This window comes from Microbacterium sp. LjRoot205 (assembly GCF_056175745.1).
In genome coordinates this window covers 1093943-1118916 of the sequence record NZ_JBGFFH010000001.1, presented here as the reverse complement: position 1 = coordinate 1118916, position 24974 = coordinate 1093943, and the positions used below count along the sequence as shown (strand labels likewise).

Here is a 24974-nt window from a genome sequence, read left to right as displayed (position 1 = left end):
TTATTATGTACGGCATAAGGTCGTAAACCACGCCCGGATCAAGGAAGCTCATGGCACTCTTCACCCCCGCCGCCGACGCGCTCATGATGGCAGCCGCCGACACCGCAGCCCCCGACCGCCCCGCCGGTCAGCTGATCATCGCCGCCGTGCTGGGGATCGCGATCATCATCGTCCTCATCACCTGGGTGAAGCTGCATCCCTTCCTGTCGCTCACCATCGGCGCGCTCGCCACAGGTGCGATCGCCGGCATGGACATCGCCGCGTCCGTCACCAGCTTCTCGACGGGCTTCGGCACCACCATGGGCGGAGTCGGCATCCTGATCGCACTCGGCGCGATCTACGGAAAGCTCCTCGCCGACTCCGGCGGCGCCGACCGCATCGTCGACACGCTCGTCAGCCGCGCCAGCGCGCGTTCGCTGCCCTGGGTGATGGGACTCATCGGCGCCGTCATCGGCCTTCCGATGTTCTTCGAGGTCGGCCTCGTGCTCCTCGTGCCGGTCATCATCCTCGTCGCACGCCGCTCCGGTGCGCCGCTCATGCGCATCGCGATCCCGACGCTTGCGGGCCTCTCCGCCATGCACGGCCTCGTGCCGCCGCACCCCGGTCCTCTCGCGGCGATCGACGCGCTCGGTGCCAACCTCGGCCTCACCCTCGCCTTCGGTGTGATCGTGGCGATCCCGGCCGTGATCATCTCGGGTCCCCTGTTCGCACGCTTCGCGGAGCGCTGGGTCGATGTGCCGGTGCCCGAGCTGTTCGTCACCGAAGAGGACGAAGGACAAGAGCAGCGTCGGCGCCCGTCGTTCGGAGCCACGCTCTTCAGCATCCTGCTGCCCGTGTTCCTCATGCTCGCCAAGGCTGTCGCCGACATCTCGGCCGCGGGGTCGGATGCCCCCTGGAAGCTCGCTCTCGACTTCCTCGGCACGCCGGTCATCGCACTGCTCATCGCCGTGCTCGCCGGCTTCTTCATCCTCGGACGCGGCGCCGGCTTCGACCGCACGAAGATCAACGACATCGTGGGGTCGTCGCTCGGCCCGATCGCCGGCATCCTGCTGATCGTCGGCGCTGGTGGCGGGTTCAAGCAGGTGCTGGTCGACACCGGTATCGGCAACGTGATCGCCGAGTTCGTCTCCGGGTCTTCGGTCTCGGTGCTGATCCTCGCCTGGCTGGTGGCCGTGGTCATTCGCATCGCCACCGGGTCGGCGACCGTCGCGACGATCACCGCCGCCGGCATCCTGCAGCCGCTCACCGAGACCCTCGACTCGCCCATGGTCGCGCTGCTCGTGCTCGCGATCGGCTCGGGATCGGTGTTCCTGTCGCACGTCAACGACGCGGGCTTCTGGCTCATCAAGGAGTACTTCGGCCTCAGCATCCCGCAGACTCTGAAGTCGTGGACGGTGCTCGAATGCCTCATCTCGGTCACCGGTCTGGCCGGGGTCCTCGTCCTGAGCCTCTTCGTCTGAGCGCGCCATGATGTCCGTCAACGCACCCGTCCTCGTCTTCATGGGCGTCGCCAGCACCGGCAAATCGACCGTCGCCGCCATGCTCGCCGGACGCCTCGGCTGGGCCTTCGAAGAAGGCGACGATCTGCACCCCGAGGCGAACGTCGCCAAGATGGCCGCTGGCCATGCGCTCGACGACGACGACCGCTGGCCGTGGCTCGACCTCATCGCCGAATGGATCGACGAGCGCATCGAGGCCGGCGAGCCCGGCATCGTCACCTGCTCGGCCCTGAAGCGCAGCTACCGCGACGTCCTGCGCCGAGATGCGGTCACGTTCGTGCACTTCGCGGGCGAGCGCGACCTGATCCTCGATCGGATGCTGCGCAGGGAAGGCCACTTCATGCCGACGACCCTTCTCGACTCGCAGTTCGCCACCCTGGAGCCGCTGGAAGACGACGAGAGGGCGATCGAGATCGACATCGCTCTGACGCCCGCCGAGCAGGCCGCACAGATCGCCTCGCGGCTGCGCCTGCACCCCGACTACTGAGACGATCCCTCGGGTCGCGACACTCAGAGTCATGGGGAACTCGATGCGGCACCCGGTAGGAGCACTGCTCGTGGCGCTCCTGCTCAGTACCGGACTCGCAGGATGTTCACCGCAGACCGCCGGAGGTCCGAGTCAGCACGGTACGACGAGTGACGCACCAGGCGCCGAGACCGGGGCGAACGCTCCCTCAGCTTCCTCGCGAGCGTGCGAGGAGTCGGTGATCATGCTGACGGTCGACTCCCCGTCGCCGCGGGCGGGACAGACCGTCACCGTGTCCGTCGATCCTGCCGGGTGCAGCATCGACGAGCAGTGGGCGGGAGAACTGATCGTCCGCACTTCCGGTGGTGACACGACGACCGGCTCACGCCTCGAGATCGGAGCGGCCTCCGTGTCGGTAGACCTGCCACCCGATCTCACGGGGCCAGCGCTGCTGATGCTCGAGCCCGATCAGGACTGCGAGCAGGCAGGTGCGCCCGGCGACTGCCACTATCCGTACGTCGAGGTCCAGATCGGGCCCTGACCACGGGCGGAATGGACCCAGTCGTCATCGGGCGTTCGCGCATCGACGACGTTGGGCAGCCCTCACTGCGTCACCCGACTCGCCCGTCAGCCGACCCACCCGTCACCCGACGAGCAGTCCCAGCGCCGTGATCCCCTCGACGACGAGGTCGTGATCATCCGCTGAGGGAAGCCCCGACACCGTCGCGACGGCGACGACGCCCACCCCTTCGACACGAACAGGCACAGAGCCGCCGGCGACGGCATACGTGACGGGGTCGAGCCATCCCGGCTCGAACATGTCGCGCCCGCCGCCGGCGACACGTGCTTCGAGCAGCGCAGTGCTGGTCTCGAACCTCAGGGCAGTCGCTGCCTTCTTCTGCACCCAGGCGTCGTTGTCAGCCGTCGCGCCAGGCAGCGACGCGTGGAACAGGACGGCCGACGCAGTGCGCACATCGACCGCGACGGGAGCTCCCTGAGCCAGCGCGCGCTCGGCTATGGAGCGCCCGAGTCGCCACGCGTCCGCTCGGTCGAATCGCCGCACGACCAGTTCGACGTGCTCCTTCTCCAGCTGCGCGAGCCTCGTCTGGTCAGTCATCAGCAGCGCCTCTTTCGTAGATGGTTCGCCTGAGACTGTAGCCGCCGCACAACGCTGCTCACGACGCGCGCGCCGCATCCTCAGCACCCCAGCACGATGCGGCTCCCCTCCGATGGACGGAATCGGTCAGCCGAGCTCGCCCGATCCGTACGGACGCACCGGTTGCTGCTTCTGGAACTCGTACTCGCCTCCCTGGCGTCCGCCGAAGGGACGCCCATGGTCGGCGAACTCCTCGCGGTAGTACGCCAGGCGCCATGGCCCTATCTCGATGCGAGATCCGGTGCGCAGGATCCTGGCGTTCTCCGTGCTGTGCGGCAGATTCGGTCGGCCGCCGCCGGTCGCCGCATACGAGTAGAGGACGTACTCGTCGTCCTCATTGTGACGGACTTCGGCGTGGCGGGCTTCGAGTCCCTCCAACCGGAGGTCGGCGTCCGGTCCGGAACCGATGACGGTGCGCCCCGGGAGCAGGTCGAACTCACGCGGCCTGCTGGAGTTCCAGTCGCCTGATCCGACCGCGAAGATCAACCGCGGACGACCGGAGCCGGGAATGTAATGGGTCGTCGTGACTCGCCGCCGAACTCTCCGGGCGACTGTGGGGACGAGGGGAAACGGCGTCGACGGAGGGACGGGAAGCCGGAAGCCGCTCCCGCGTTCCCGATGCTGCGCCTCGGACAGGAGCGTCGAGAGATGCCCCAGTTTGATGTGCGAGGATCCGGCGATCGCCCGGCCCATGGGCCCCGATCTCACATCCCCGAACTGAACGAGAGTCCCCCGCGGCCCCTCCACACGCACACGGATTCCGCGTCGCGCGAGCCCATCGGCGAGCGGCACGAGCTGAGTCAGGTCTCGACGGCTCATGCTTCCGAGTCCAGGGGTGGATTCAAGGGAGACGACGACCTCCTGACCCTCAGCCCTGACGCTGAACCGTGTCGGAGGGCCGCCGTCGGGGCTGGTCTGCTCGACCTGCAGGTCGATATCGAGGCGAATCATCGGAGGAGCTCGTGCTCAGACCGAGCCCGCGCCACCGGACGCGCTGTCGCTGGTCGTCACCCGGAGCGTGCCGTTGAACTTCCAGGTCGCCCGCGGCGCATCAGGCCCGATATCCCGAGGCACTTCGACGGTCATGTCGTCGAACGTGTAGTTGACGGCGGCTCCTCGACCGGTGAGGTAGGCCCACATCTCCCGCCCGAGGTCTGTCCAATCGGTGATCGAGGCACCGGTCGGCCCCGACGCCGAGTCGAACAGCTCTGTCGGTTCATTCGGATCGCTCATGGCGTGCTCCTTTGCTAAAACCATGTCCTGTGGATCAGATTATGCGCCTGCCGTTCCGAGGTGTCCAGGGATTTCTGAACACTGTCTAGAAATCTCAGCGTGGAGCCGGTGGATCGGCGCCGGCGTGTGCGCGCAGTGACTCAGTGACCCGTCGGAGATACCTGGTGATCACATCCTGTTCCTGTGGCGTAAAGGAGTCCAGCTCCGCATCGACACCCATGATCATGGGGATCAGGCGACCCATCGCTTTGTCGCGCGACTCGGGGCGGGGAGCGACGAGGATGCCGCGACGATCGTTCGGCCGAGGCTCTCGAGACACATGCCCGAGCGCGACGAGTCGATCGACGGACGTGGTGGTCGCTCCCGCAGAGAGCCCCACTCTCCGAGCGAGCTCGGTCGGAGCGAGCGGCCCGCTCATGATCAGGTGCTCCATGACCTGGAGGTCGGTGGGATTGACGCCCAGCTCGTCGGCGAGGGAGGACTCGAACAGCTCACTGAGTTCGAGGAAGTCCCGCAGCAGCGCCGTCGCCGGTCGGGCAGGCGCGAACGCCGCTCTCTCGGCCTCCGGTGATGGACCCTCGCTCGCTTGCATGACCTCCACGATATCGCTATTCTCTTTCGATAGTCATATAATTCGACTATCGAACTACTATCCAAGGTGGGGAATTCTCGTGAGTGCTCTGACCCGTTTCCTGACGTCCGCCAAGACATCGTGGATCATCCTCGTCGTGACCGCCGTCGCAGCCGCCGCGCTCTTCGCGCTCGCGGGGAGCGAGGAGTCCGAAACCGCCCCTTCCGTGGGGCTCCCCTCGTCGGCGGAATCGGTCAAGGTCGATGAGCTTCTGGAGGAGTTCACGAGTGCGGAGGCGACCTCTGCGCTCGTCGTGTTCGCCGCCGAATATGGCGAGCTGGACGCTGACACCCTCGCTCTGATCAATGAGAAAGCCTTCGGTGATCTGGCGGATCTCTCACGCGACGGTGCCGTCCCACCCGCGCAGATCTCAGACGACGGAACGGTCGCACTGGTGATCGTGCCCCTCGAGCCGGAGCCCGACGTCGCCGCACAGTCCGACCGCGCACAGGAGATCCGCGACATCTCCGCCGCAGACATCGATGGGGTACGCGTCTATCTGACCGGCGCAGAGGGTTTCGAAGTCGACATCGCCGCTGTCTTCGACGGAGCGGACTTCACCCTGCTGCTCACCACCGTCATCGTCGTCGCGGTGCTTCTTCTGATCACCTACCGGAGCCCCTGGCTGTGGATCGTCCCACTGGTCGTCATCGGGCTGGCAGACGCCCTCGCCGGGATCGTCGCGCGACAGGTGGCCGGCGCCGTAGGCATCCAGCTCGACGCGTCGATCACCGGCATCCTGTCGGTGCTCGTCTTCGGCGCGGGAACGAACTACGCACTCCTGCTCATCGCCCGATACCGGGATGAACTGCGGTTGCACGAGGATCGCAGGGAAGCCATGCAACGGGCTCTTCGCGGAGCGGGTCCCGCAATCATCGCCAGCGGATCGACCGTCGCTCTCGCTCTTCTCACGCTGCTCCTCGCCGAGATCGCCGGCAACCGCGCGCTGGGGCTGGCGTGCGCCGTGGGAATTCTCGTCGCCATGTTCTTCGCTCTCTTCGTGCTCCCCGCCGCCCTGGTGCTGTTCGGTCGCGGTCTCTTCTGGCCCTACATCCCCCGGTTCAACTCGCCCGATGCCATCTCGCGCAGCGTCTGGGGCAAGCTCGGTCGCGGAGTGTCCAAGCGACCGGTCCTGGTGGCATCCGTCGGCTTCGTGGCGCTCGGAGCAATGGCCAGCGGCCTGCTGTTCGTCCAGACCGGGCTGTCGCAGAATGACCGTTTCCTGCAGAAGCCTGAGGCGGTGCAGGGTCAGGAGGTTCTCGCTGACGCGTTCTCGGCGGGAACCACCTCCCCCGCTATCGTCGTCGTTCCTCTCGATGATGCGGACGCAGCCGCCGCTGCCCTCGGAGATCTCGACGGCGTCGATTCGGCGACCATGGGAGAGACGACGGATGAGCTGGCGCGGATCGATGTCACCCTCGATGCCAGCGCCGAGACCGAGGCGGCGTTCGCGACAGTCGAGCGCATGCGCGACGCCCTCGACGACGTCGGATCCGGCGAGGGCCTCGTCGGTGGCCTCGACTCTCAGGCGCTCGATGTCGCCGATGCGCAGGCTCGCGACCAGGCGCTCCTCATCCCGCTCATCCTTGCGCTGGTCTTCGTCGTCCTCGTCCTTCTCCTTCGGGCGTTCGTCGCTCCGTTGCTGCTTCTGATCGCCGTCGTGGCCAGCTTCTTCTCGGCCATCGGGCTGAGCTGGTGGCTCTTCCAATCCCCGCTCTTCGAGTTCCCCGCCATCGACACGAACGTGCTGCTGTTCAGCTTCCTGTTCCTCGTCGCGCTCGGCGTCGACTACAGCATCTTCCTCGTCACTCGAGCGAAGGAGGAGGCCGCGCACCTCGGGACCACGCAGGGAATGATCCGCGCTCTCGCCGCGACGGGCGCCGTGATCACCAGCGCCGGCATCCTGCTGGCCGCGGTGTTCGCCGTGCTCGGAGTCCTGCCACTCATCACGCTGACGCAGATCGGCATCATCGTCTGCATCGGCGTGCTGATCGATACTCTTCTCGTGCGAACCGTCATCGTCCCGGCGCTCGCCTTCATCACCAAAGACAGCTTCTGGTGGCCGCGCCGTCCGCCGCTTTCCGATGCCGAGGCCACCCGGAACGGTGCCGACGCGCTCTCCGCCGAGCAGAGGCCTGACGTCGTGAGCGTCGGCTAGGACGGCAGATCCTCGCCGCGACCGGGCAGCGGAAGAAGACTCCGCCAGAACAGAAACGAGAAACGCCCCCGCGGTGCGGGGGCGTTTCTCATCGTGTGCGGAACTGTTCAGCGTCGACCTCGCATGGCCGAGGAACTTCTCTGGTGGCGAGTGAGGGATTCGAACCCCCGAATGCTGAGCAGTCTGATTTACAGTCAGATCCCTTTGGCCGCTTGGGTAACTCGCCAGAGCGCACCCGTCCGACTTCGACAGCCAACCGGGGGCACGATAGATAATCATACCTGCCGAGGGCAGGCGTGAGAAATCGAGCGCTCAGCTCCCGAAGACGCCCTGGACGGGGTCGGCCAGGGACTCCGGAGTCCGCAGCAGGCCGCCCTCGGCGCGGCACGTCGCGGCGGCCACATCCATCGCTCGAACGAGCAGCTGCCGCCACCCGTCAGCGTCGGACGGGGTGCCGTTCGCCAATCCCGCCGCCACAGCGGCGAGGGTCGCATCGCCCGCTCCGACGGTGTCGACGACGCGTCCTGGCAGCGTCGAGATGGGCGCCGTCACGATGCCGGCATCCGACTCGAGTGCGGCGCCATCAGCACCAGCGGTCGCGAGGACCGCGCTGACACCGAGGGCGCGCAGCCGTGCCCGGAGGGCGTCGAGATCGCCGTCGTAGAGAAGCGACGCATCATCGGCGCCGACCTTGACTATCGATGCCCCGGCAGCCGCACGCTCGAAGCCGCGGACGAACTCGGCGCGATCACTCAGCATGCCCGAACGCGGGTTCGGGTCGACAGCGAGTCGAGCATCACCGACGGCCTCGAGCAGCGTATCGACCTCAGCAGGCACATCGAAGGGGAAGCAGCTGACAGCCACGAGACCCGAGTCGGCGATCGCCTGGACGGCTTCGCCCGAGTACCGGATGCTGCGCCTCTGCGCCGCCTCGTTGAAGACGTAGACGGGCTCGCCGTCCGACGCACGCTGCACGATCGCACGAGACGAGCCCAGCGGCGCCTCGCTCGCGATCAGTCGCACGTCGTGATCGTCGAGGTACTCGCGGATGTGCGCACCCGCTTCGTCCTCTCCGACCATCGCGATCAGCGTCGTCGGCACGCCCAGCCGGCGAAGGCCGACGGCGACGTTCAGCGCTGCGCCGCCGACCAGCTCTCGCACTCCACCGCCGTCGTGGATCTCGTCGATCAGTGCGTCTCCGACGACGACTGCACCGGGTGCTCGGGAGGATTCATCACTCATTCTGCCGACACTACCGCGAGAGCGGCTTCTGGGCCCGCTTGCGCGGCTTCCCTGCACTGCATCCCATCAGCGCTACGGTGAGCGCATGAACCCTCGAATCGCCGCCGGAGCTGCGGCTCTCCTGCTCGTGACGCTGCTCACCGGCTGCGGTTCCACCGGCTCAGGATCCGCCGGCCCGAGCGAATCCGGGGAGCCGTCGTCGAGTTCTTCGCCCGATGGATCGGCAAGTCCGTCGCCCTCCCCCACTCCGACCGAGACGCCGATCGCTCTGCCCTCCGATTGTCGCGCCATCCTGTCGGACGACGTGCTCGCCCAGCTCGACGGCATCCCGCTCAACGATGCGGCCTTCGGACCCTCCGGAGTGGGCGACGACGGCACGCTGACCTGCATCTGGGCGGACCCGAAGGCCGACACCACCCGTCTCGTCACGACGATCTCTCTGATGAACCGCGGCCCGGCCCTCGACATGCTGAACGCTCTCGTCGCCGACGAGGGCTTCACGTGCTTCACGCCGGACGGCGGCACCCGCTGCGAGAAGACCTGGCCGAACACGCAGTACCCGGTCACCGACGGGCGCACCCTGTTCTGGCGTGACGACGTGCTGATCGACTCCGAATACTCCAACCTGGCCCCCGAGGGCTATACCTCGAGCATCGTGGCGCACCTCTTCGACTGACGGCATCCGGACACGAAGAAGGCCCCGGGCGAATCGCCCGGGGCCTTCTCACTCACTCAGTACGTCAGTTTTTCGACTCGCTCGCGCTACGCGCGTTCTCGCTCAATCTTGACCCGCAAGCGGGTCAATTGTACGTACCCGGCGTGATGTCGTCCGTCGAGAACGCGTCGAAGTCGACGTAGCCGAAGTCGCCGTCAGCGTACGCGCCGTCGGATGCGAAGATCCGGTTCGGGTAGCGCTCGCTCTTGGCTTCCTCGGTGGCCTCGACCGTGACGTCGCGGTACTTCGAGAGACCGGTTCCGGCGGGGATGAGCTTACCGATGATGACGTTCTCCTTGAGGCCGACCAGCGGGTCGCGCTTGCCCTGCATCGCAGCCTCGGTGAGCACGCGGGTCGTCTCCTGGAAGGAGGCGGCCGACAGCCACGACTCCGTCGCGAGCGACGCCTTCGTGATACCCATCAGCTCCGAACGGCCGGACGCCGGGCGCTTGCCCTCTGCCACAGCCTCGCGGTTGATCGCCTGGTAGCGCTTGAGGTCGACCATCTCACCCGGAAGCAGGGTCGTGTCGGCGTGATCGACGACGGTGACCTTGCGGAGCATCTGACGGACGATGACCTCGATGTGCTTGTCGTGGATCGGCACACCCTGCGAGCGGTACACGCCCTGGACGCCACCGACGAGGTAACGCTGCACCTCGCGGGCACCCATGACACGCATGACCTCCTTGGGGTCGAGCGTTCCGACCAGGAGCGGCTGACCGACGCTGACGTGCTGACCGTCCTCGACCAGAAGCGTCGCACGCTTCAGAACCGGGTAGATCACTTCCTCGTCACCGTTGTCGGGCGTCAGGATGAGCCTCTTGGCCTTGTCCGTCTCGTCGATAGTGATGCGACCGTCGGCCTCTGCGATCGGCGACGCAGCCTTGGGGGTACGCGCCTCGAAGAGCTCCTGCACGCGGGGCAGACCCTGCGTGATGTCATCGGCCGAAGCCGAACCACCGGTGTGGAAGGTACGCATCGTCAGCTGGGTACCGGGCTCACCGATCGACTGGGCCGCGATGATGCCGACGGCCTCTCCGATGTCGACGGTCTTACCCGTCGCGAGCGAACGGCCGTAGCACTGCGCGCAGACACCGACAGCGGAGTCACACGTGAGAACCGAGCGCACCTTGATGCTCTCGACACCCAGCGCGACCAGCTTGTCGATGAGCACGTCACCCACGTCGTCACCGGCAGAAGCGAGAACCTCGCCCTTGCTGTCGACCACATCGGAGGCCAGCGTACGAGCGAACACCGAGTTCTCGACGTTCGCGTCGCGCACCAGCTCGCCCTGCGAGTTCGGAGCGGCGATCGGGAGCTCGAGGCCCTTCGACGTGCCGCAGTCCTCTTCGCGGATGATGACGTCCTGCGAGACATCCACCAGACGACGGGTCAGGTAACCCGAGTCGGCGGTACGCAGAGCGGTGTCGGCCAGACCCTTACGGGTACCGTGCGTCGCGATGAAGTACTCCGCAACCGACAGACCCTCGCGGTACGAGGAGATGATCGGACGCGGGATGATCTCACCCTTGGGGTTGTTCACCAGACCACGCATACCGGCGATGTTCCGGATCTGCAGCCAGTTACCACGAGCACCGGACGACACCATGCGGTTGATGGTGTTGTCCTCGGGGAAGTTCGCCCGCATCGCGGCCTGAACCTCGTCCGTCGCCTCGGTCCAGATCTTGATGAGCTCCTGGCGACGCTCGGTGTCGGTCGTCAGGCCCTTCTCGTACTGGGACTGGACCTTCGCGGCCTGCTTCTCGTAGCCGGCGACGATCTCCGCCTTGTTCGGAGGCGTCAGGATGTCGCTCAGAGCGACGGTCACACCGGAGCGAGTCGCCCAGTAGAAACCGGCGTCCTTGATGCGGTCCAGCGACGCAGCCGTCTCGACCTTGGGGTACTCCTCGGCCAGCTTGTTGACGATCTGCGACAGCTTGTTCTTGTCAGCCTGCTCGCGGACGAACGGGTATCCCTTGGGAAGCGTGTCGTTGAAGATCGCCTGACCGAGCGATGCGTCGACGAGACCGTGACGCTCGTAGCCCTCGGGAGCTTCGCCCTCGAGGAACGTCAGACCCGGGATGCGGATGCGGACCTTGGCCTGCAGGTCGAGGGTTCCCTCGTCCTTGGCCAGGATCGCCTCGCCCACCGAACCGAATGCACGGCCCTCACCGGCTGCGCCCGCCTTGACCGTGGTCAGGTGGTGCAGACCGATGATCATGTCCTGCGAAGGCAGGGTGACCGGGCGGCCGTCGGACGGCTTCAGGATGTTGTTCGACGCGAGCATCAGCACGCGGGCCTCGGCCTGAGCCTCGACCGACAGCGGCAGGTGGACAGCCATCTGGTCACCGTCGAAGTCGGCGTTGAACGCCGCGCAGACGAGCGGGTGCAGCTGGATGGCCTTGCCCTCGACGAGCTGAGGCTCGAAGGCCTGGATGCCCAGACGGTGCAGGGTGGGTGCACGGTTGAGCAGCACCGGACGCTCGCGGATGATCTCCTCGAGCACGTCCCAGACCTCGGGACGGGTGCGCTCGACAGCGCGCTTGGCTGCCTTGATGTTCTGCGAGTGACCGAGGTCGATCAGGCGCTTGATCACGAACGGCTTGAAGAGCTCCAGAGCCATCTGCTTGGGCAGACCGCACTGGTGCAGCTTGAGCTGCGGTCCGACGATGATGACCGAACGGCCGGAGTAGTCGACACGCTTTCCGAGCAGGTTCTGACGGAAGCGACCCTGCTTGCCCTTCAGCATGTCGCTGAGGGACTTCAGGGCGCGGTTGCCGGTTCCGGTGACGGGACGACCACGGCGACCGTTGTCGAACAGTGCGTCGACGGCCTCCTGCAGCATCCGCTTCTCGTTGTTGACGATGATCTCGGGGGCACCGAGGTCGATCAGACGACGAAGACGGTTGTTGCGGTTGATCACACGACGGTAGAGGTCGTTGAGGTCGGAGGTCGCGAAGCGGCCACCGTCGAGCTGCACCATCGGGCGCAGCTCCGGCGGGATCACCGGAACGACATCCAGCACCATGGCGGCCGGGCTCATGCCGGTCTCCAGGAACGAGTTGACGACCTTCAGACGCTTGATCGCGCGGATCTTGCGCTGGCCCTTGCCCTCGGAGATCTGCAGGTGCAGGCTCTCCGCCTCGGCTGCCAGGTCGAACGCCGCGAGGCGACGCTGGATCGACTCGGCGCCCATGTAGGCCTCGAAGTACTGACCGAAACGGTCCTGCAGCTCGTGGAAGACGTCGTCCTCGGGACGCAGTGCGCCGACCTCGAGGGTCCGGAAGTCTTCCCACACGCGCTCGAGCTTGGCGATCGCCTCGTCGGCACCCTTGCGGATGAGCGACATCTCCTTCTCGGCGGCGTCCTTGACCTTCTTCTTCGCGTCGGCCTTGGCGCCCTCCGCCTCGAGGGAAGCGAGCTCCTCCTCCAGGCGTGCCAGACGCTCGGCGATCTTCGCGTCGCGACGGTCTCCGAGCGTCTTCAGCTCGAGACGGATGTTGTTCTCCTGCGTGCCCAGGTCGCGGTGACGAGCATCCTCGTCGACCGAGATGACCATGTAGGCGGCGAAGTAGATGACCTTCTCGAGGTCCTTCGGCGCCATGTCGAGCAGGTAGCCCAGACGCGAGGGAACACCCTTGAAGTACCAGATGTGGGTGACGGGAGCGGCGAGCTCGATGTGACCCATGCGCTCACGACGGACCGAGGACTTGGTGACCTCGACGCCGCAGCGCTCGCAGACGATGCCCTTGAAGCGGACACGCTTGTACTTTCCGCAGGCGCACTCCCAGTCGCGGGACGGGCCGAAGATCTGCTCTCCGAAGAGACCGTCCTTCTCCGGCTTCAGGGTGCGGTAGTTGATGGTTTCAGGCTTCTTGACCTCGCCGTAGGACCAGGCGCGGATGTGGTCCGCGGTGGCCAGGCCGATGCGAAGCTCATCGAAAGTGTTTGACTCGAGCACAAATTCTCCTGTGTAGGAATTCTTCTGAAGAAATCGGGGAGGTGGGCCGCCGACCGGGCATGCTGCTCAGTCGGCGGCCTGAACCTTAGATCTCGTCGATCGAGGCGGCCTCGAAGCGGCTGGAGATGTTGATGCCGAGCTCCTCCGCAGCGCGGAAGGCCTCGTCGTCGGTGTCACGCAGGTTGACGAGCGTGCCGTCTGCCGAGAGGACCTCGACGTTCAGGCAGAGCGACTGCATCTCCTTCATGAGCACCTTGAAGGACTCGGGGATGCCGGGCTCCTGGATGTTCTCGCCCTTGACGATGGCCTCGTACACCTTGACGCGGCCGAGGATGTCGTCGGACTTGATCGTGAGGAGCTCCTGGAGCGCGTATGCGGCACCGTAGGCCTCGAGGGCCCACACCTCCATCTCACCGAATCGCTGGCCACCGAACTGCGCCTTACCACCGAGCGGCTGCTGGGTGATCATCGAGTACGGACCAGTCGAACGCGCGTGGATCTTGTCGTCGACCAGGTGGTGGAGCTTCAGGATGTACATGTAGCCCACCGAGATCGGCGCCGGGAACGGCTCGCCGGAGCGGCCGTCGAACATCTGGGCCTTTCCGGTGGAGTCGATCAGGCGCACACCGTCACGGGTCGGGATGGTCGAGTCGAGGAGACCTGCGATCTCCTCCTCGCTCGCACCGTCGAACACCGGGGTGGCGACCTTGGTGCCGGGCGCGGCCTCGAAGGCGTCCTTCGGGAGCTTCGTAGCCCACTCCGGGTTTCCTTCGACCTTCCAGCCCTGCTTCGCGATCCACCCGAGGTGGGTCTCGAGCACCTGACCGAAGTTCATTCGACCCGGGATACCCAGCGGGTTCAGCACGATGTCGACGGGGGTTCCGTCCGCGAGGAACGGCATGTCCTCGATCGGGAGGATCTTCGCGATGACACCCTTGTTGCCGTGACGACCGGCGAGCTTGTCACCCTCGGTGATCTTGCGCTTCTGGGCGATGTAGACCACGACTCGGCGGTTGACACCGGAGCCGAGCTCGTCGTCGCCGTCCTCGGCGTTGAACTCCTTGACGGCGATGATCGTGCCCTGCTCACCGTGGGGCACCTTCAGAGAGGTGTCACGGACCTCGCGGCTCTTCTCGTTGAAGATCGCGCGGAGCAGACGCTCTTCCGCCGACAGCTCGGTCTCGCCCTTCGGCGTGACCTTGCCGACGAGGATGTCGCCGGGGCGGACCTCGGCGCCGATGCGGATGATGCCGCGCTCGTCGAGATCCTTCAGCAGCTCAGGGCTGACGTTGGGGAGATCACGGGTGATCTCCTCCTTGCCGAGCTTCGTGTCGCGGGCGTCGACCTCGTATTCCTCGATGTGGATCGAGGAGAGGGTGTCGTCCTTCACGAGGTCCTGGCTGAGGATGATCGCGTCCTCGAAGTTGTAGCCTTCCCACGTCATGAACGCGACGAGGAGGTTCTTTCCGAGGGCCAGCTCGCCGTTCTCGGTGGCGGGGCCATCAGCGATGACCTCTCCGACCTCGACGCGGTCGCCCTCGTTGACGACGACCTTCTGGTTGTACGACGTGCCCTGGTTGGAGCGGTCGAACTTGCGCAGGTGGTAATCCTGCGTTCCACCCTCGTCGAGCATGACGGTGACGCGGTCTGCGGAGACCTCGGTGACGACACCCGGCTTCTCAGCCGTGAGCACGTCGCCGGCGTCGATGGCGGTGTAGCCCTCCATACCGGTTCCGACGAGCGGCGAGTCGCTGCGCAGCAGCGGCACAGCCTGACGCTGCATGTTGGCGCCCATGAGCGCGCGCTGCGCATCGTCGTGCTCGAGGAACGGCACGAGCGAGGTCGCGACCGACACCATCTGGCGAGGCGAGACATCGATGTAGCCGATGTCCTCCGGGAGGAACATGTCGACCTCGCCGCTGCCGCCCTTGGGGCGGGCCAGGACGTGGCTCTCGATGAAGCGACCGTTCTTGTCGAGCGGGGCATTGGCCTGCGCGATGTTGAAGTCGACCTCTTCGGAAGCCGTCAGGTAGTCGATCTCCTCGGTGACGACGCCCCCGGTGACCTTGCGGTACGGGGTCTCGATGAAGCCGAACGAGTTGATGCGCGCGAAGGTCGCGAGAGCACCGATCAGACCGATGTTCGGGCCTTCAGGGGTCTCGATGGGGCACATGCGGCCGTAGTGCGACGGGTGGACGTCACGGACCTCGACACCTGCGCGGTCACGGCTCAGACCACCGGGGCCGAGAGCCGAGAGGCGGCGCTTGTTGGTCAGACCCGCGAGCGGGTTGTTCTGGTCCATGAACTGCGAGAGCTGCGAGGTTCCGAAGAACTCCTTGATCGCTGCGACGACGGGGCGCACGTTGATCAGGGTCTGCGGCGTGATCGCCTCGATGTCCTGCGTGGTCATGCGCTCGCGGACGACGCGCTCCATGCGGGAGAGACCGGTGCGGACCTGGTTCTGGATCAGCTCGCCGACCGCGCGGATGCGACGGTTGCCGAAGTTGTCGATGTCGTCGGTCGCGATGCGGATGTCGGCCTTCTTGCCCGAGCGGATGCCGGGGAAGGTCTCTTCCGTGCCTGCGTGCAGACGCACGAGGTACTTGATAGTCGCGACGATGTCCTGAACCGTGAGGACCGAGTCGGTCAGCGGTGCGTCGAGACCGAGCTTGTGGTTGATCTTGTAACGACCCACCTTCGCCAGGTCGTAGCGCTTCGGGTTGAAGTAGAAGTTGTCGAGAAGCGCACGCGCGGCCTCGGCAGCGACCTGCTCGCCCGGACGCAGCTTGCGGTAGATGTCGCGGAGCGCATCTTCCTTCGTGACGATGGTGTCCTTCGCGAGCGTCTCCTCGATCGAGGTGTAGCCGGCGAACTCCGTGAGGATCTCCTCGCTGGTCATGCCCAGCGCCTTGAGGAACACGGTGACCGACTGCTTGCGCTTGCGGTCGACGCGGACGCCGACCTGGTCGCGCTTGTCGATCTCGAACTCGAGCCATGCACCACGGCTCGGGATGACGCGCGCCGACACGATGTCCTTGTCGGACGTCTTGTCGGGGGTCTTGTCGAAGTAGACACCCGGGGAGCGCACGAGCTGCGAGACGACGACGCGCTCGGAGCCGTTGATGATGAACGTGCCCTTGTCGGTCTGGAGCGGGAAGTCGCCCATGAAGACCGTCTGGGTCTTGATCTCGCCCGTGAGGTGGTTCATGAACTCGGCCTCGACGTACAGCGGAGCGGCGTAGGTCTTGCCACGCTCCTTGCACTCCTCGATCGAGTACTTCTCCGGCTCGAGGTACGGGTTCGTGAACGACAGCTGCATCGTTTCGCCGAGGTCCTCGATCGGGGAGATCTCCTCGAAGATCTCGCCGAGGCCGCTGTTCTCGTTCACGTCTGTGCGGCCGGCCTTCTTGGCCTCTGCGACACGAGCCTTCCAGGCGTCGTTGCCGACGAGCCAGCCGAAGGATTCGGTCTGCAGAGCGAGAAGGTCAGGGACCGTCAGCGTGTCGGAGATCTTGGCGAACGAAAGACGGGATGCTCCGCGTCCGTTCTTAGTGGTGGTGGTGGTGGATGCGTTGCGAGCAGCAGCCAAGGGAATAACCTCCGTGAGCCCCGCAGGGCTTCTCGATTCCTTTGTCGTCAGGTGAGTGTGCGCCCGGATGCTCAACGAAATGCCGACCACCATATGAGGGCAGGGAGAAGCGAGCGCAACTACCAACTATACGCGCGAACTTGCGACATGGCAAGCTCAATCCTTGACGTTCTTCGGATGCTGCGGTATTGGTGCCCTCAGGACGCCTCGTCGGACGTCGGTCAGACCCAGGTCCAGGTGACGAGGATCGACTCGGCGACCGCCTGCCGCTCGTCGGGAGTCACCGTGTCGCTGAACGAGAACGTGACGACGTAGGTCTGGTCGTCGGTGCTGACGTAGTACTGCTCGACGCTGTAGGTCGTGCCCTCGCTCGTCATCGACGCCGACAGGTGAGCGGACTCGGAGTCTGCGATCGTCACCCGGTCGTTCACGACGATGTCGGTCGCGCCGGCTCCCTCGAGCTCGGTCACTCCGGCGCTCTCGACGAGGTCAGGAGTGACGAGGCCGGCGGGCGACTCGAGGACGTTGACGTTGTCGGCGAACCCGTCCGTGTCCTGTCGGTTCGCGGCGAGCGTGTCCGGGCTGAAGCCGGCGATCTCCTGATCGGGCACGGCCCACCCCTCGGGGACGACGTAGGTGTACCCGTCTCCGGCGATCGTCTCTCCCGTGGCGGGTGCCGCGTCGAGACTCGTCGATTCCTGCGTGCTCGGAGCACTCGACTCCGCCGGCTCCTCGCCCGTCGAGGTCGACGACTCCGTGGTCGAGAAGGAGCATCCGGTCAGGACGAGCGATGCAGCGAGGAGGATGACTGCCGCGGACGGAAGGGGAGAGCGCATGGCCACAGCCTATATAGCGGCTGTGACCATGCGCTCTCGGAGCCTCAGGAGGCGATGTTGAGTTCGTTCCCCGGGATCGACGCCAGCAGGCGGCGCGTATACGGGTCGCGCGGGTTCGTGAAGATCTCCTCCGACGAAGCCGCCTCGACGAGAGATCCGTCCTTCATCACGCACACGTAGTCGCTGATCAGTCGCACGACCGCGAGGTCGTGCGAGATGAACAGATAGCTGAGCCCGTACTCGGTCTGCAGGTCGCCGAGCAGTGTGAGGATCTGGTCCTGCACGAGCACGTCCAGCGCCGACACCGGCTCGTCGCACACGATCAGATCGGGCGAGAGGGCGAGCGCCCTGGCGATCGCGACACGCTGCCGCTGCCCGCCGGACAGCTCCGACGGATACCGCCGCAGCATGGACTGCGGCAGGGCCACATCGTCGAGCAGCTGGCGGACGCGCTTGCGCCTGTCGGCGCTGCTCCCCCGCTTGTAGAAGTCGAGCGGCTCGGAGATCAGGCGCTCGATCGTGAACATCGGGTTCAGGCTCGAGTACGGGTCCTGGAAGATCGGCTGCACCCGCTGACGGAAGTCCTTCGTCTCCGCGCGGTCGAGGGACGCGATGTCCTTGCCCCCGTACCGGATGAGGCCGCTCGTCGGCTCGATGATCTTGAGCAGCATCCGCGCCGTGGTGGTCTTGCCGGACCCGGACTCGCCCACGATGGCGACCGTCTCACCCCGAGGGATCGCGAGAGAGACGTCGTTCACGGCGACGAAGTCCTCCTTCTGCCCTCGGACCGGATACACCTTGGTGAGGTGCTCGAACTCGACGATGTGGTCGGCGGCCGGAACCCCGGGCGTCACCTCGTCCGCCAGGGCCGGAGCATCCGCCCCCTGAGCGGGCCGGTCCTCGACACGGAACGCCTCCGGCCGCAGGCGCGCTGCCGCGACCGACGGTGCCGCCGCCACGAGCGACTGCGTGTACGGATGCTGCGGCGCCTCGAGGATCTGCTTGGCCGGCCCCTGCTCGACGACCTTGCCCCGGTGCATCACGACGACGCGCTCGGCGCGCTCGGCCGCGAGACCGAGGTCATGCGTGATGAGCAGCACGGCCGTGCCCAGCTCGCGCGTCATCTGACCGATCTGATCGAGGATCGTGTGCTGCACGGTGACGTCGAGCGCACTCGTCGGCTCGTCCGCGATCAGCAGACGAGGTTTGCACGCCAGACCGATCGCGATCAGCGCGCGCTGGCGCATGCCGCCCGAGAACTCGTGCGGATACTGCTTCGCACGGCGTTCGGGGTCGGGCAGGCCCGCGGCGCTGAGCGCCTCGACGACCTTCTCCTTCACGTTCTGCCTGGTGGCGAGACCGTGCGCGAGGAGGGTCTCGGCGACCTGGGTGCCGATCTTGGCGACCGGATTCAGGTTGGACATCGGGTCCTGTGGCACGAGGCCGATATCACGCCCCCTGATCGTGCGCAGCTCGTTCTCGGAGGCGCGCGTGATGTCGCGGCCGTCGAGGCGGATGCTGCCGGCGGCGACGCGGCCGCCCCCGGCGAGCAGCCCGATGATGGCCATCGCGGTCGTCGACTTGCCCGACCCCGACTCCCCCACGATCGCGACGGTCTCACCCGGAGCGATCTCGAGGTCGACGCCCTCGACCGCGTGCACGACGCCGTCCATGGTGGCGAAGTCGACGGCCAGGCCCTCGACAGACAGCAGGGGCGCGTTCGGCGCCCGGTTCTCGTTCGCAGCGTTCATCGTGCTCTCGTCCTCGGGTCCATGGCCTCGCGCAGCGCCTCACCGAACAGGGTGAAGCCGAGCGCGGTGACCGCGATGCAGATGCCGGGCAGGAATGCCAGCCACGGCGCGATGGCGAGCTCGGCCTGCGCGTAGGTGAGCATGCGCCCCCACTCGGCCGTCTCGGGGCGACCGCCGCCGAGACCGAGGAACGACAGCGCCGCCGCATCGATCACAGCCGTCGCCAGCGTGAGCGTCCCCTGCACGATGACCGGGCCGATCGCGTTGGGCAGGACGTGCGACATGGTGATCTGACCGCGTCCGAGGCCCAGCGTCTGGGCCGAGAGCACGTAGTCGCTCGATCGCTGCTGCAGCATCGACGCGCGCAGCAGGCGCGCGAAGATCGGAACCTGCGACGCACCGATCGCGATCATCACCGCGAAGGGCGTCTGACCCAGGATCGCGGCGATCGAGACGGCCAGCAGCAGGTTCGGCACCGACAGGATGATGTCGACGATGCGCATGATGAGCGTGTCGACCCATCCGCCGAACGTGCCGGCGAGAAGACCGAGGATCATTCCGCCGACCAGACCCAGGGCGGTCGAGATGACACCGATCAGCAGCGACGCCTGCGCACCCCAGATGAGCTTGGAGAGCACGTCGCCGCCGAAGCGGTCGAGGCCGAGCGGGAACTCGGGGAGCTCCCCCGGTCCCGGGATGTGCGTCGGCGTGATGAACTTCGCGCCGGGCAATGCGGTCTCGGGGTACGGAGCGAGCACGGGAGCGAGCACCGACACCAGGATGAACACCAGGACGATGCCGGCGCCGATCCAGGCGGTGGGGTTGCGGCGGAGGCGGCGGAACACATCGTGCCAGAATCCGCCGGGGCCCTCTCTGAGCCCTGCTCGGCCGACGGCGACGGTGTCGACGACCTCGCCGCTCGCTGCGGATGGTCCTTGCGCGGGTGGGAGCGAGATGGTCATGACGCCACCCCCTTTCGGAGAACGAGACGGGACATCACTGCACCCGCACTCTCGGATCGATGAAGCTGTACGACACGTCGACCGCCAGGTTGATCAGCGCGTAGGCGATCGCGATGAAGATGATGAACCCCTGGAGCACCGGGAAGTCCCGCGTGAAGATCGCCCTCGCGAGGAAGGATCCGATGCCGGGGAACGCGAAGACGGTCTCGGTGAGCACCGCGCCCGAGATGAGGAGTCCGGTCTGCAGACCGATCGTCGTGATCACGGGCAGCATCGCGTTGCGCAGGATGAAGCGACTGCGCAGAGTCGACGAACCGACGCCCTTCGCGCGGCCCGTGCGCACGTAGTCGGCGTTCTGCACCTCCAGGACACTCGCCCTGGTGATGCGGACGATGATCGCGAGCGGGATCGTGCCGAGCGCCAGCGCCGGGAGGACGAGGTGCATGAGCGCGTCCCAGGACGCGTCGAACTCGCCGGTGATGATGCCGTCCCAGACGTAGAACCCCGTCGGGTGCGTGGCATCTATTCGGGGGTTCTGACGGCCGTCCGAGGGAAGCCACCCGAGCTGCACCGCGAACACGTATTTCAGGATGAAGGCCAGGAAGAACACCGGGATGGTGATGCCCACGAGGCTCAGCACCACCGACGCGTGGTCGGTGAACTTGCCGTGGCGGCGAGCCGCCCAGTAGCCGAGCGGGATGCCGACGCCGACCGCGAAGATGAGCGCGAGAACACTCAACTCGAGCGTCGCGGGGAAGCGACGGAAGAACTCCTCCGTCACGGGCCGGTTCGTCTGGATCGATGTTCCGAAGTCGCCCTGGAGGAGGCGGCCGACCCAGATGAAGTACTGCTCCAGGATCGGTTTGTTGAAGCCGTAGAGTTCGTTGACCCTGGCGACGGCCTCCGGAGTCGCCTTCTCGCCGAGAAGAGCGACGGCCGGGCCGCCTGGCAGGGCCCTGACCCAGGCGAACAGCAGGATGCTGAGGCCGATCAGAGTGGGAATGAGGAAAAGCAGTCGCCTGCCGATGGTGCGCAGCAAGAGGTCTCCGTTGATCAGAAGGTACGCCGGTCCCGGGCCTCCGCGGCGAGCGCGGAGACCCGGGTGGGCATCTCAGTCGGTCAGACCTACTCGGTGAGGACGATGTCCGTGAAGACCTCGTCGTTCACCGGGCTGGCGGGATAGCTCTCGACGCGAGGGTCGAATGCCAGTGTCGGCGCCGGGTGCGCGATCGGCACACCCGGGATGAACTGCGCGACCATCTCGTTGATCTCCTCGTAGAGGGCCGTCTGGTCCTCGAGGTTGGAGACACCGCGAGCCTCGTTCAGCTTCTGGAACAGCTCGGGGTTGTCGAAGCCCCACTCCGAGCTCTGCTGACCGAAGAAGACGCCGACGAAGTTGTCGGTGTCGTTGTAGTCACCGGTCCAGCCCAGCAGGTGGATGCCGTGGTCGGCCGTTCCCGTGGTGCGGTCGAGGTACTCGACCCACTCCTCCGAGACCGGGGTGGTCTCGACGCCGACCTCGGCCAGCTGCGACGAGAGCACCGTGAAGATCTGCTCGGGGTCCGGCATGTACGGACGCGAGACGTTGACCGGGTAGTTGAAGGTCAGCTTCAGCGGGTTGGCCTCGTCATAGCCTGCCTCTGCGAGCAGGGACTTGGCCTTCTCGGGGTCGTAGTCGTAGGTCGTGACGTCGGGGTTGTAGCCGTTGACGGTGTCGGGAACGAACTCGATCGCCTTCTCGGTGCCCTCGGGGAGGACCTGGCTGATCAGCGCATCCTTGTCGACCGCGTACGAGAGCGCCTCACGGACCTTGGGGTCCTGCAGCTCGGGGATGGCCTGGTTGAAGGCGAGGTAGAGGATCGTGAAGGGAGGGCGCGACACCATGGTGAAGCCGTCGTCCTCGAGCGCCTTGGTGTCGGCAGGACCCACGAGGTCGTAGCCGTCGATCGATCCGGACTCGAGAGCCTGGCGACGCGCGGTCGGGTCGTCGATCGTGCGGAAGATGATCTCGTCGATCTGGCCCGCCTCGCCCCAGTAGTCGTCGTAGGCCTTGAGCGTGACCTGCTCGCCCGGCGCCCACTCGTCGAACTGGTACGGGCCGGTGCCGACCGGGTGCCCCATCGCGTACTCGGAGAGCACGGGAGCCTCGGCGGAGCCGCTCACGTCGTCGGCGCCGAACTCCTGGAGTGCCGACGGGCTCTGCATCGAGAACGACGGCAGCGACAGCGACGCGACGAATCCGGCGAACGGCTTGTTCAGGTCGATCGTGACGGAGTAGTCGCCGTCAGGGGTGCAGGACTTGTAGACGGCGTCCGCCGGGCTGTCGGCGTAGCCCTTGAAGAGCTTGTTGTAGTAGTAGCCGAACGCCTCTGATGCCGCGAGGCCGGTCCAGTTGTACCAGCGGTCGAAGTTCGCGCACACGGCCTCGGCGTTGAACGGGGTGCCGTCGTGGAAGGTGACGTCCTCCTTCAGAGTGAATGTGTGGCTCATGCCGTCTTCCGACGACTCCCACGACTCGGCGAGCAGCGGTGCCGGGTCGGCCGTGCCGGGTTCGGTGCCCACGAGGCCCTCGAACATCTGCCGCGAGACGCGGAAGCTCTCGCCGTCCTGTGCGAATGCCGGGTCGAGGCTGGCCGGGTCGGAGGATGCGGCGAACACGAACGTGCCGTCGACATCGCCCGCAGCCTCTCCGCCGTCGTCGCTGCGCTCGCTGGCGACGCATCCCGAGAGGACCAGCGCCGCCAGTGCGGCTCCGGTGACGGCGAGGAGTCCTCGCCGACGCGTGACTGAGTGGTGCATTGTGTGACCTTCCTGTCGAGCGCTACAGTGCGCGTCCCGAAGACATCGTCGACTTCGGAACGGTGATGCCTCGACGCTACCCAGTGCGCATTCCGATGCAAACACCTCCAGGTTGCATTCCTGTTACGGAAGTTACGTGGTCGTGCCCATCCGGTAATGTCCACAACGTGCCCGACACATCTCCCCTCGCCGTCTGCGTCGGCGAGGGCCTCGTCTCTTTCGTCCCCGCCACTGCCGCTCCTCTCGAGGACGTGCGCACCTTTCACCGATCGCTCGCCGGGGCGGAGTGGAACACCGCGATCGCACTGGCGTCGGCAGGAATCCGCACCGCTGTCGTGTCCCGCGTGGGCGACGACGGTTTCGGTCGGTTCCTCACGGCCGAGCTGCGCAGACACGAGGTCGACGATTCGGCCGTCGACGTCGACGCCGAAGCCCCGACCGGTCTCTACGTGAAAGAGCTGTCGCCTCGCCCAGACGGCTCGGTCGACGGGACGATGCACTACTACCGCTCGGGCTCAGCAGCCGCGGCGCTGTCGCCCGCGACCCTCGAATCCCCCGCCGCATCCGTCCTTCTGGGTCAGGCGGCGCTGGTGCACACCTCCGGGATCACGCCTGCTCTCTCGGCTTCCGCGCGGGCTGCACAGGATGCGCTGTTCGATGCACCCCGCGACGGTCGGCTGCTCAGCTTCGACGTGAACTGGCGCCCCGCGCTCTGGCGCGGACGCCAGGACGAAGGGCGCGCCGTGATCTCGGACTACGTGCGCCGCGCCGACATCGCGTTCTGCACTCGACCCGACGCACAGTCGGTGTTCGGCACCGCCGAGCCGGATCGGCTGCGCGAGCTGTTCCCCGAGCCGAGGTATCTGCTCGCCACGAGCCCCGACGGCGCCGTGGCGTTCGACGGAGCGGAACGCACCGACAGCAGGTCGCTCGACGTCCCCGTCGTGGAATCCATCGGAGCCGGCGACGCGTTCGCCGCCGGGTTCCTCGCCGGCGTGCTGACCGGACTCTCCCTCACCGGCAGCCTCGCCCGCGCGCACAGGATCGCGACCAGAGCGCTGGTCAGCACCCGCGATCACATCGACTGATCGGCCCCTACCGGCGGCGCCGAGACGCCGCGGCGTCGTGCGTGAGCTGCAGCGGGATGACCACGGGTTCGCCCCGGTGCTGCACGACGCGCACGAAGAGGATGTCGACCAGCGCCAGCTGTGCGATGCGGCTCGACATCGCGGCCATCCGGAACGGCGACTCCTGCGCGTAGGTGATCAGCACGATGTCGGCGGCGAGCGCGAGCGTCGAGTCGGGCGCGCTCGTGATCGCCACGGACAGCGCACCCGCGTCCCGGGCGATCTCGACGGCGCGGACGACCTCCTGGGTCTCGCCGCCGTGCGAGAAGGCGATGACGACGTCGTCCGAGGTCCGCAGCGATGCCGTCGTGAGGGCCAGATGCGGATCAGCGGAGTGCGCGACCGAACAGCCGATGCGCGCGAGCTTCTGCTGAAGGTCCTGGGCGGTCAACGACGAGGCCGCCTGCCCGAACAGATCGACGTGGCGGGCTGCCACGACGGCCCTCGCGACCCGGTCGAGTGCGTCCGCGTCGAGCCCGCGCGCCGTCTTCTCGATCGCGTCGATCTCCTGAGCTGCGAGCTTCGCGGCGATCGCCGACGGCTCGTCGTCCGGGTCGATCGCCGTGGTGTCGAGGCCGAAACGCGCCCGCTGCGCCTGGGCGAGCGTGACCGTGCGAGCGACCGCCACCCGCAGCTCCCGGTACCCGCTGAAGCCGAGCGACTGCGCGAACCGGGCCACGGTCGACAGAGACGTGTGACAGAGCTGCGCGAGATCGTTGATGGCGAGATCGACGACGAGCGTGGGGTCGCCGAGGATCGTCTCCGCGACCCGTGCTTCTGCAGCACTCAGTCGAGGAACGGATCGGCGCACCAGCGCGAGAACATCGTCGTCCACGGTGTCATCCTGCC

General features: G+C 66.5%; 19 protein-coding genes and 1 tRNA gene. 6 read left to right on the top strand and 14 right to left on the bottom strand.

Annotated features, from left to right (window positions below):
- Positions 1-50 precede the first annotated feature (50 nt).
- The 3 genes from AC04ME_RS05400 (at position 51) to AC04ME_RS05390 (ending at position 2506) form a co-directional block, all read left to right on the top strand.
- The gene (locus AC04ME_RS05400; protein ID WP_475433903.1) at positions 51-1460 is read left to right on the top strand and encodes a GntP family permease; all 1410 of its coding nucleotides are present in this window, start codon (positions 51-53) and stop codon (positions 1458-1460) included.
- Positions 1461-1467: 7 nt separating this feature from the next.
- The gene (locus AC04ME_RS05395; RefSeq protein ID WP_311879718.1) at positions 1468-1986 is read left to right on the top strand and encodes a gluconokinase; all 519 of its coding nucleotides are present in this window, start codon (positions 1468-1470) and stop codon (positions 1984-1986) included.
- A gap of 223 nt (positions 1987-2209) precedes the next feature.
- A complete protein-coding gene (locus tag AC04ME_RS05390; protein ID WP_455904354.1) occupies positions 2210-2506 on the top strand; it encodes a hypothetical protein in 297 nt (98 codons plus the stop codon).
- A gap of 102 nt (positions 2507-2608) precedes the next feature.
- Here the strand turns inward: AC04ME_RS05390 and AC04ME_RS05385 are convergent, their stop codons facing one another.
- From AC04ME_RS05385 to AC04ME_RS05370, 4 genes are all read right to left on the bottom strand, one after another.
- On the bottom strand, positions 2609-3082 hold the full coding sequence (locus AC04ME_RS05385; protein WP_475433900.1) for a heme-binding protein: 474 nt from the start codon (positions 3080-3082) through the stop codon (positions 2609-2611).
- Positions 3083-3208: 126 nt separating this feature from the next.
- Entirely contained in the window at positions 3209-4072 is an 864-nt protein-coding gene (locus AC04ME_RS05380) for an FHA domain-containing protein (protein WP_311879721.1), read from the bottom strand.
- A 15-nt stretch (positions 4073-4087) separates the two neighbouring features.
- Positions 4088-4354: a hypothetical protein gene (locus AC04ME_RS05375; RefSeq protein ID WP_042539097.1), complete on the bottom strand. Its 267-nt coding sequence runs from the start codon at positions 4352-4354 to the stop codon at positions 4088-4090.
- A 94-nt stretch (positions 4355-4448) separates the two neighbouring features.
- On the bottom strand, positions 4449-4946 hold the full coding sequence (locus AC04ME_RS05370) for a MarR family winged helix-turn-helix transcriptional regulator (RefSeq protein ID WP_311879723.1): 498 nt from the start codon (positions 4944-4946) through the stop codon (positions 4449-4451).
- 79 nt (positions 4947-5025) lie between these two features.
- Here AC04ME_RS05370 and AC04ME_RS05365 point away from each other — a divergent pair, with 79 nt between their 5' ends.
- Positions 5026-7143: an MMPL family transporter gene (locus AC04ME_RS05365; protein ID WP_475433898.1), complete on the top strand. Its 2118-nt coding sequence runs from the start codon at positions 5026-5028 to the stop codon at positions 7141-7143.
- A 141-nt stretch (positions 7144-7284) separates the two neighbouring features.
- Here AC04ME_RS05365 and AC04ME_RS05360 read toward each other — a convergent pair.
- Positions 7285-7369, bottom strand: a tRNA-Tyr gene (locus AC04ME_RS05360).
- 86 nt (positions 7370-7455) lie between these two features.
- Positions 7456-8385 carry a PfkB family carbohydrate kinase gene (locus AC04ME_RS05355; RefSeq protein ID WP_475433895.1) on the bottom strand — a complete coding sequence of 310 codons (930 nt, stop codon included), beginning with the start codon at positions 8383-8385 and terminating at the stop codon, positions 7456-7458.
- An 85-nt stretch (positions 8386-8470) separates the two neighbouring features.
- Here AC04ME_RS05355 and AC04ME_RS05350 point away from each other — a divergent pair, with 85 nt between their 5' ends.
- The gene (locus tag AC04ME_RS05350) at positions 8471-9061 is read left to right on the top strand and encodes a hypothetical protein (protein ID WP_367822844.1); all 591 of its coding nucleotides are present in this window, start codon (positions 8471-8473) and stop codon (positions 9059-9061) included.
- 124 nt (positions 9062-9185) lie between these two features.
- On the opposite strand, the gene rpoC is transcribed toward AC04ME_RS05350, so the two are convergent.
- The 7 genes from rpoC to AC04ME_RS05315 all read right to left on the bottom strand — a co-directional run bounded on the left by rpoC (position 9186) and on the right by AC04ME_RS05315 (position 22998).
- Entirely contained in the window at positions 9186-13061 is a 3876-nt protein-coding gene (gene rpoC / locus AC04ME_RS05345) for a DNA-directed RNA polymerase subunit beta' (RefSeq protein WP_042539086.1), read from the bottom strand.
- 85 nt (positions 13062-13146) lie between these two features.
- Positions 13147-16650: a DNA-directed RNA polymerase subunit beta gene (rpoB, locus tag AC04ME_RS05340; protein ID WP_042539084.1), complete on the bottom strand. Its 3504-nt coding sequence runs from the start codon at positions 16648-16650 to the stop codon at positions 13147-13149.
- 221 nt (positions 16651-16871) lie between these two features.
- On the bottom strand, positions 16872-17486 hold the full coding sequence (locus tag AC04ME_RS05335; RefSeq protein WP_475433892.1) for a hypothetical protein: 615 nt from the start codon (positions 17484-17486) through the stop codon (positions 16872-16874).
- Positions 17487-17530: 44 nt separating this feature from the next.
- Positions 17531-19237, bottom strand: coding sequence for an ABC transporter ATP-binding protein (locus AC04ME_RS05330; protein ID WP_079112338.1), 1707 nt, complete (start codon positions 19235-19237; stop codon positions 17531-17533).
- Entirely contained in the window at positions 19234-20199 is a 966-nt protein-coding gene (locus AC04ME_RS05325) for an ABC transporter permease (RefSeq protein WP_056375728.1), read from the bottom strand. Before AC04ME_RS05325 ends, AC04ME_RS05330 begins: the two co-directional genes overlap by 4 nt.
- 34 nt (positions 20200-20233) lie before the next feature.
- A complete protein-coding gene (locus tag AC04ME_RS05320; protein ID WP_309686350.1) occupies positions 20234-21238 on the bottom strand; it encodes an ABC transporter permease in 1005 nt (334 codons plus the stop codon).
- A gap of 86 nt (positions 21239-21324) precedes the next feature.
- Positions 21325-22998: an ABC transporter substrate-binding protein gene (locus AC04ME_RS05315; protein ID WP_042539074.1), complete on the bottom strand. Its 1674-nt coding sequence runs from the start codon at positions 22996-22998 to the stop codon at positions 21325-21327.
- 167 nt (positions 22999-23165) lie between these two features.
- Here AC04ME_RS05315 and AC04ME_RS05310 point away from each other — a divergent pair, with 167 nt between their 5' ends.
- The gene (locus AC04ME_RS05310) at positions 23166-24086 is read left to right on the top strand and encodes a sugar kinase (RefSeq protein WP_042539072.1); all 921 of its coding nucleotides are present in this window, start codon (positions 23166-23168) and stop codon (positions 24084-24086) included.
- 7 nt (positions 24087-24093) lie between these two features.
- On the opposite strand, the gene AC04ME_RS05305 is transcribed toward AC04ME_RS05310, so the two are convergent.
- Entirely contained in the window at positions 24094-24960 is an 867-nt protein-coding gene (locus AC04ME_RS05305) for a MurR/RpiR family transcriptional regulator (RefSeq protein WP_042539070.1), read from the bottom strand.
- Between the last annotated feature and the right edge of the window lie 14 nt (positions 24961-24974).

Excerpts from the sequence above, each read along its gene's own strand:
- AC04ME_RS05385 (WP_475433900.1), bottom strand. The coding sequence starts at position 3,082 with ATGACTGACCAGACGAGGCTCGCGCAGCTGGAGAAGGAGCACGTCGAA.
- AC04ME_RS05350 (WP_367822844.1), top strand. The coding sequence starts at position 8,471 with ATGAACCCTCGAATCGCCGCCGGAGCTGCGGCTCTCCTGCTCGTGACG.
- AC04ME_RS05400 (WP_475433903.1), top strand. The coding sequence starts at position 51 with ATGGCACTCTTCACCCCCGCCGCCGACGCGCTCATGATGGCAGCCGCC.
- AC04ME_RS05355 (WP_475433895.1), bottom strand. The coding sequence starts at position 8,385 with ATGAGTGATGAATCCTCCCGAGCACCCGGTGCAGTCGTCGTCGGAGAC.
- AC04ME_RS05315 (WP_042539074.1), bottom strand. The coding sequence starts at position 22,998 with ATGCACCACTCAGTCACGCGTCGGCGAGGACTCCTCGCCGTCACCGGA.
- AC04ME_RS05325 (WP_056375728.1), bottom strand. The coding sequence starts at position 20,199 with ATGACCATCTCGCTCCCACCCGCGCAAGGACCATCCGCAGCGAGCGGC.
- AC04ME_RS05370 (WP_311879723.1), bottom strand. The coding sequence starts at position 4,946 with ATGCAAGCGAGCGAGGGTCCATCACCGGAGGCCGAGAGAGCGGCGTTC.
- AC04ME_RS05390 (WP_455904354.1), top strand. The coding sequence starts at position 2,210 with ATGCTGACGGTCGACTCCCCGTCGCCGCGGGCGGGACAGACCGTCACC.
- AC04ME_RS05395 (WP_311879718.1), top strand. The coding sequence starts at position 1,468 with ATGATGTCCGTCAACGCACCCGTCCTCGTCTTCATGGGCGTCGCCAGC.
- AC04ME_RS05380 (WP_311879721.1), bottom strand. The coding sequence starts at position 4,072 with ATGATTCGCCTCGATATCGACCTGCAGGTCGAGCAGACCAGCCCCGAC.
- AC04ME_RS05375 (WP_042539097.1), bottom strand. The coding sequence starts at position 4,354 with ATGAGCGATCCGAATGAACCGACAGAGCTGTTCGACTCGGCGTCGGGG.
- AC04ME_RS05335 (WP_475433892.1), bottom strand. The coding sequence starts at position 17,486 with ATGCGCTCTCCCCTTCCGTCCGCGGCAGTCATCCTCCTCGCTGCATCG.
- AC04ME_RS05330 (WP_079112338.1), bottom strand. The coding sequence starts at position 19,237 with ATGAACGCTGCGAACGAGAACCGGGCGCCGAACGCGCCCCTGCTGTCT.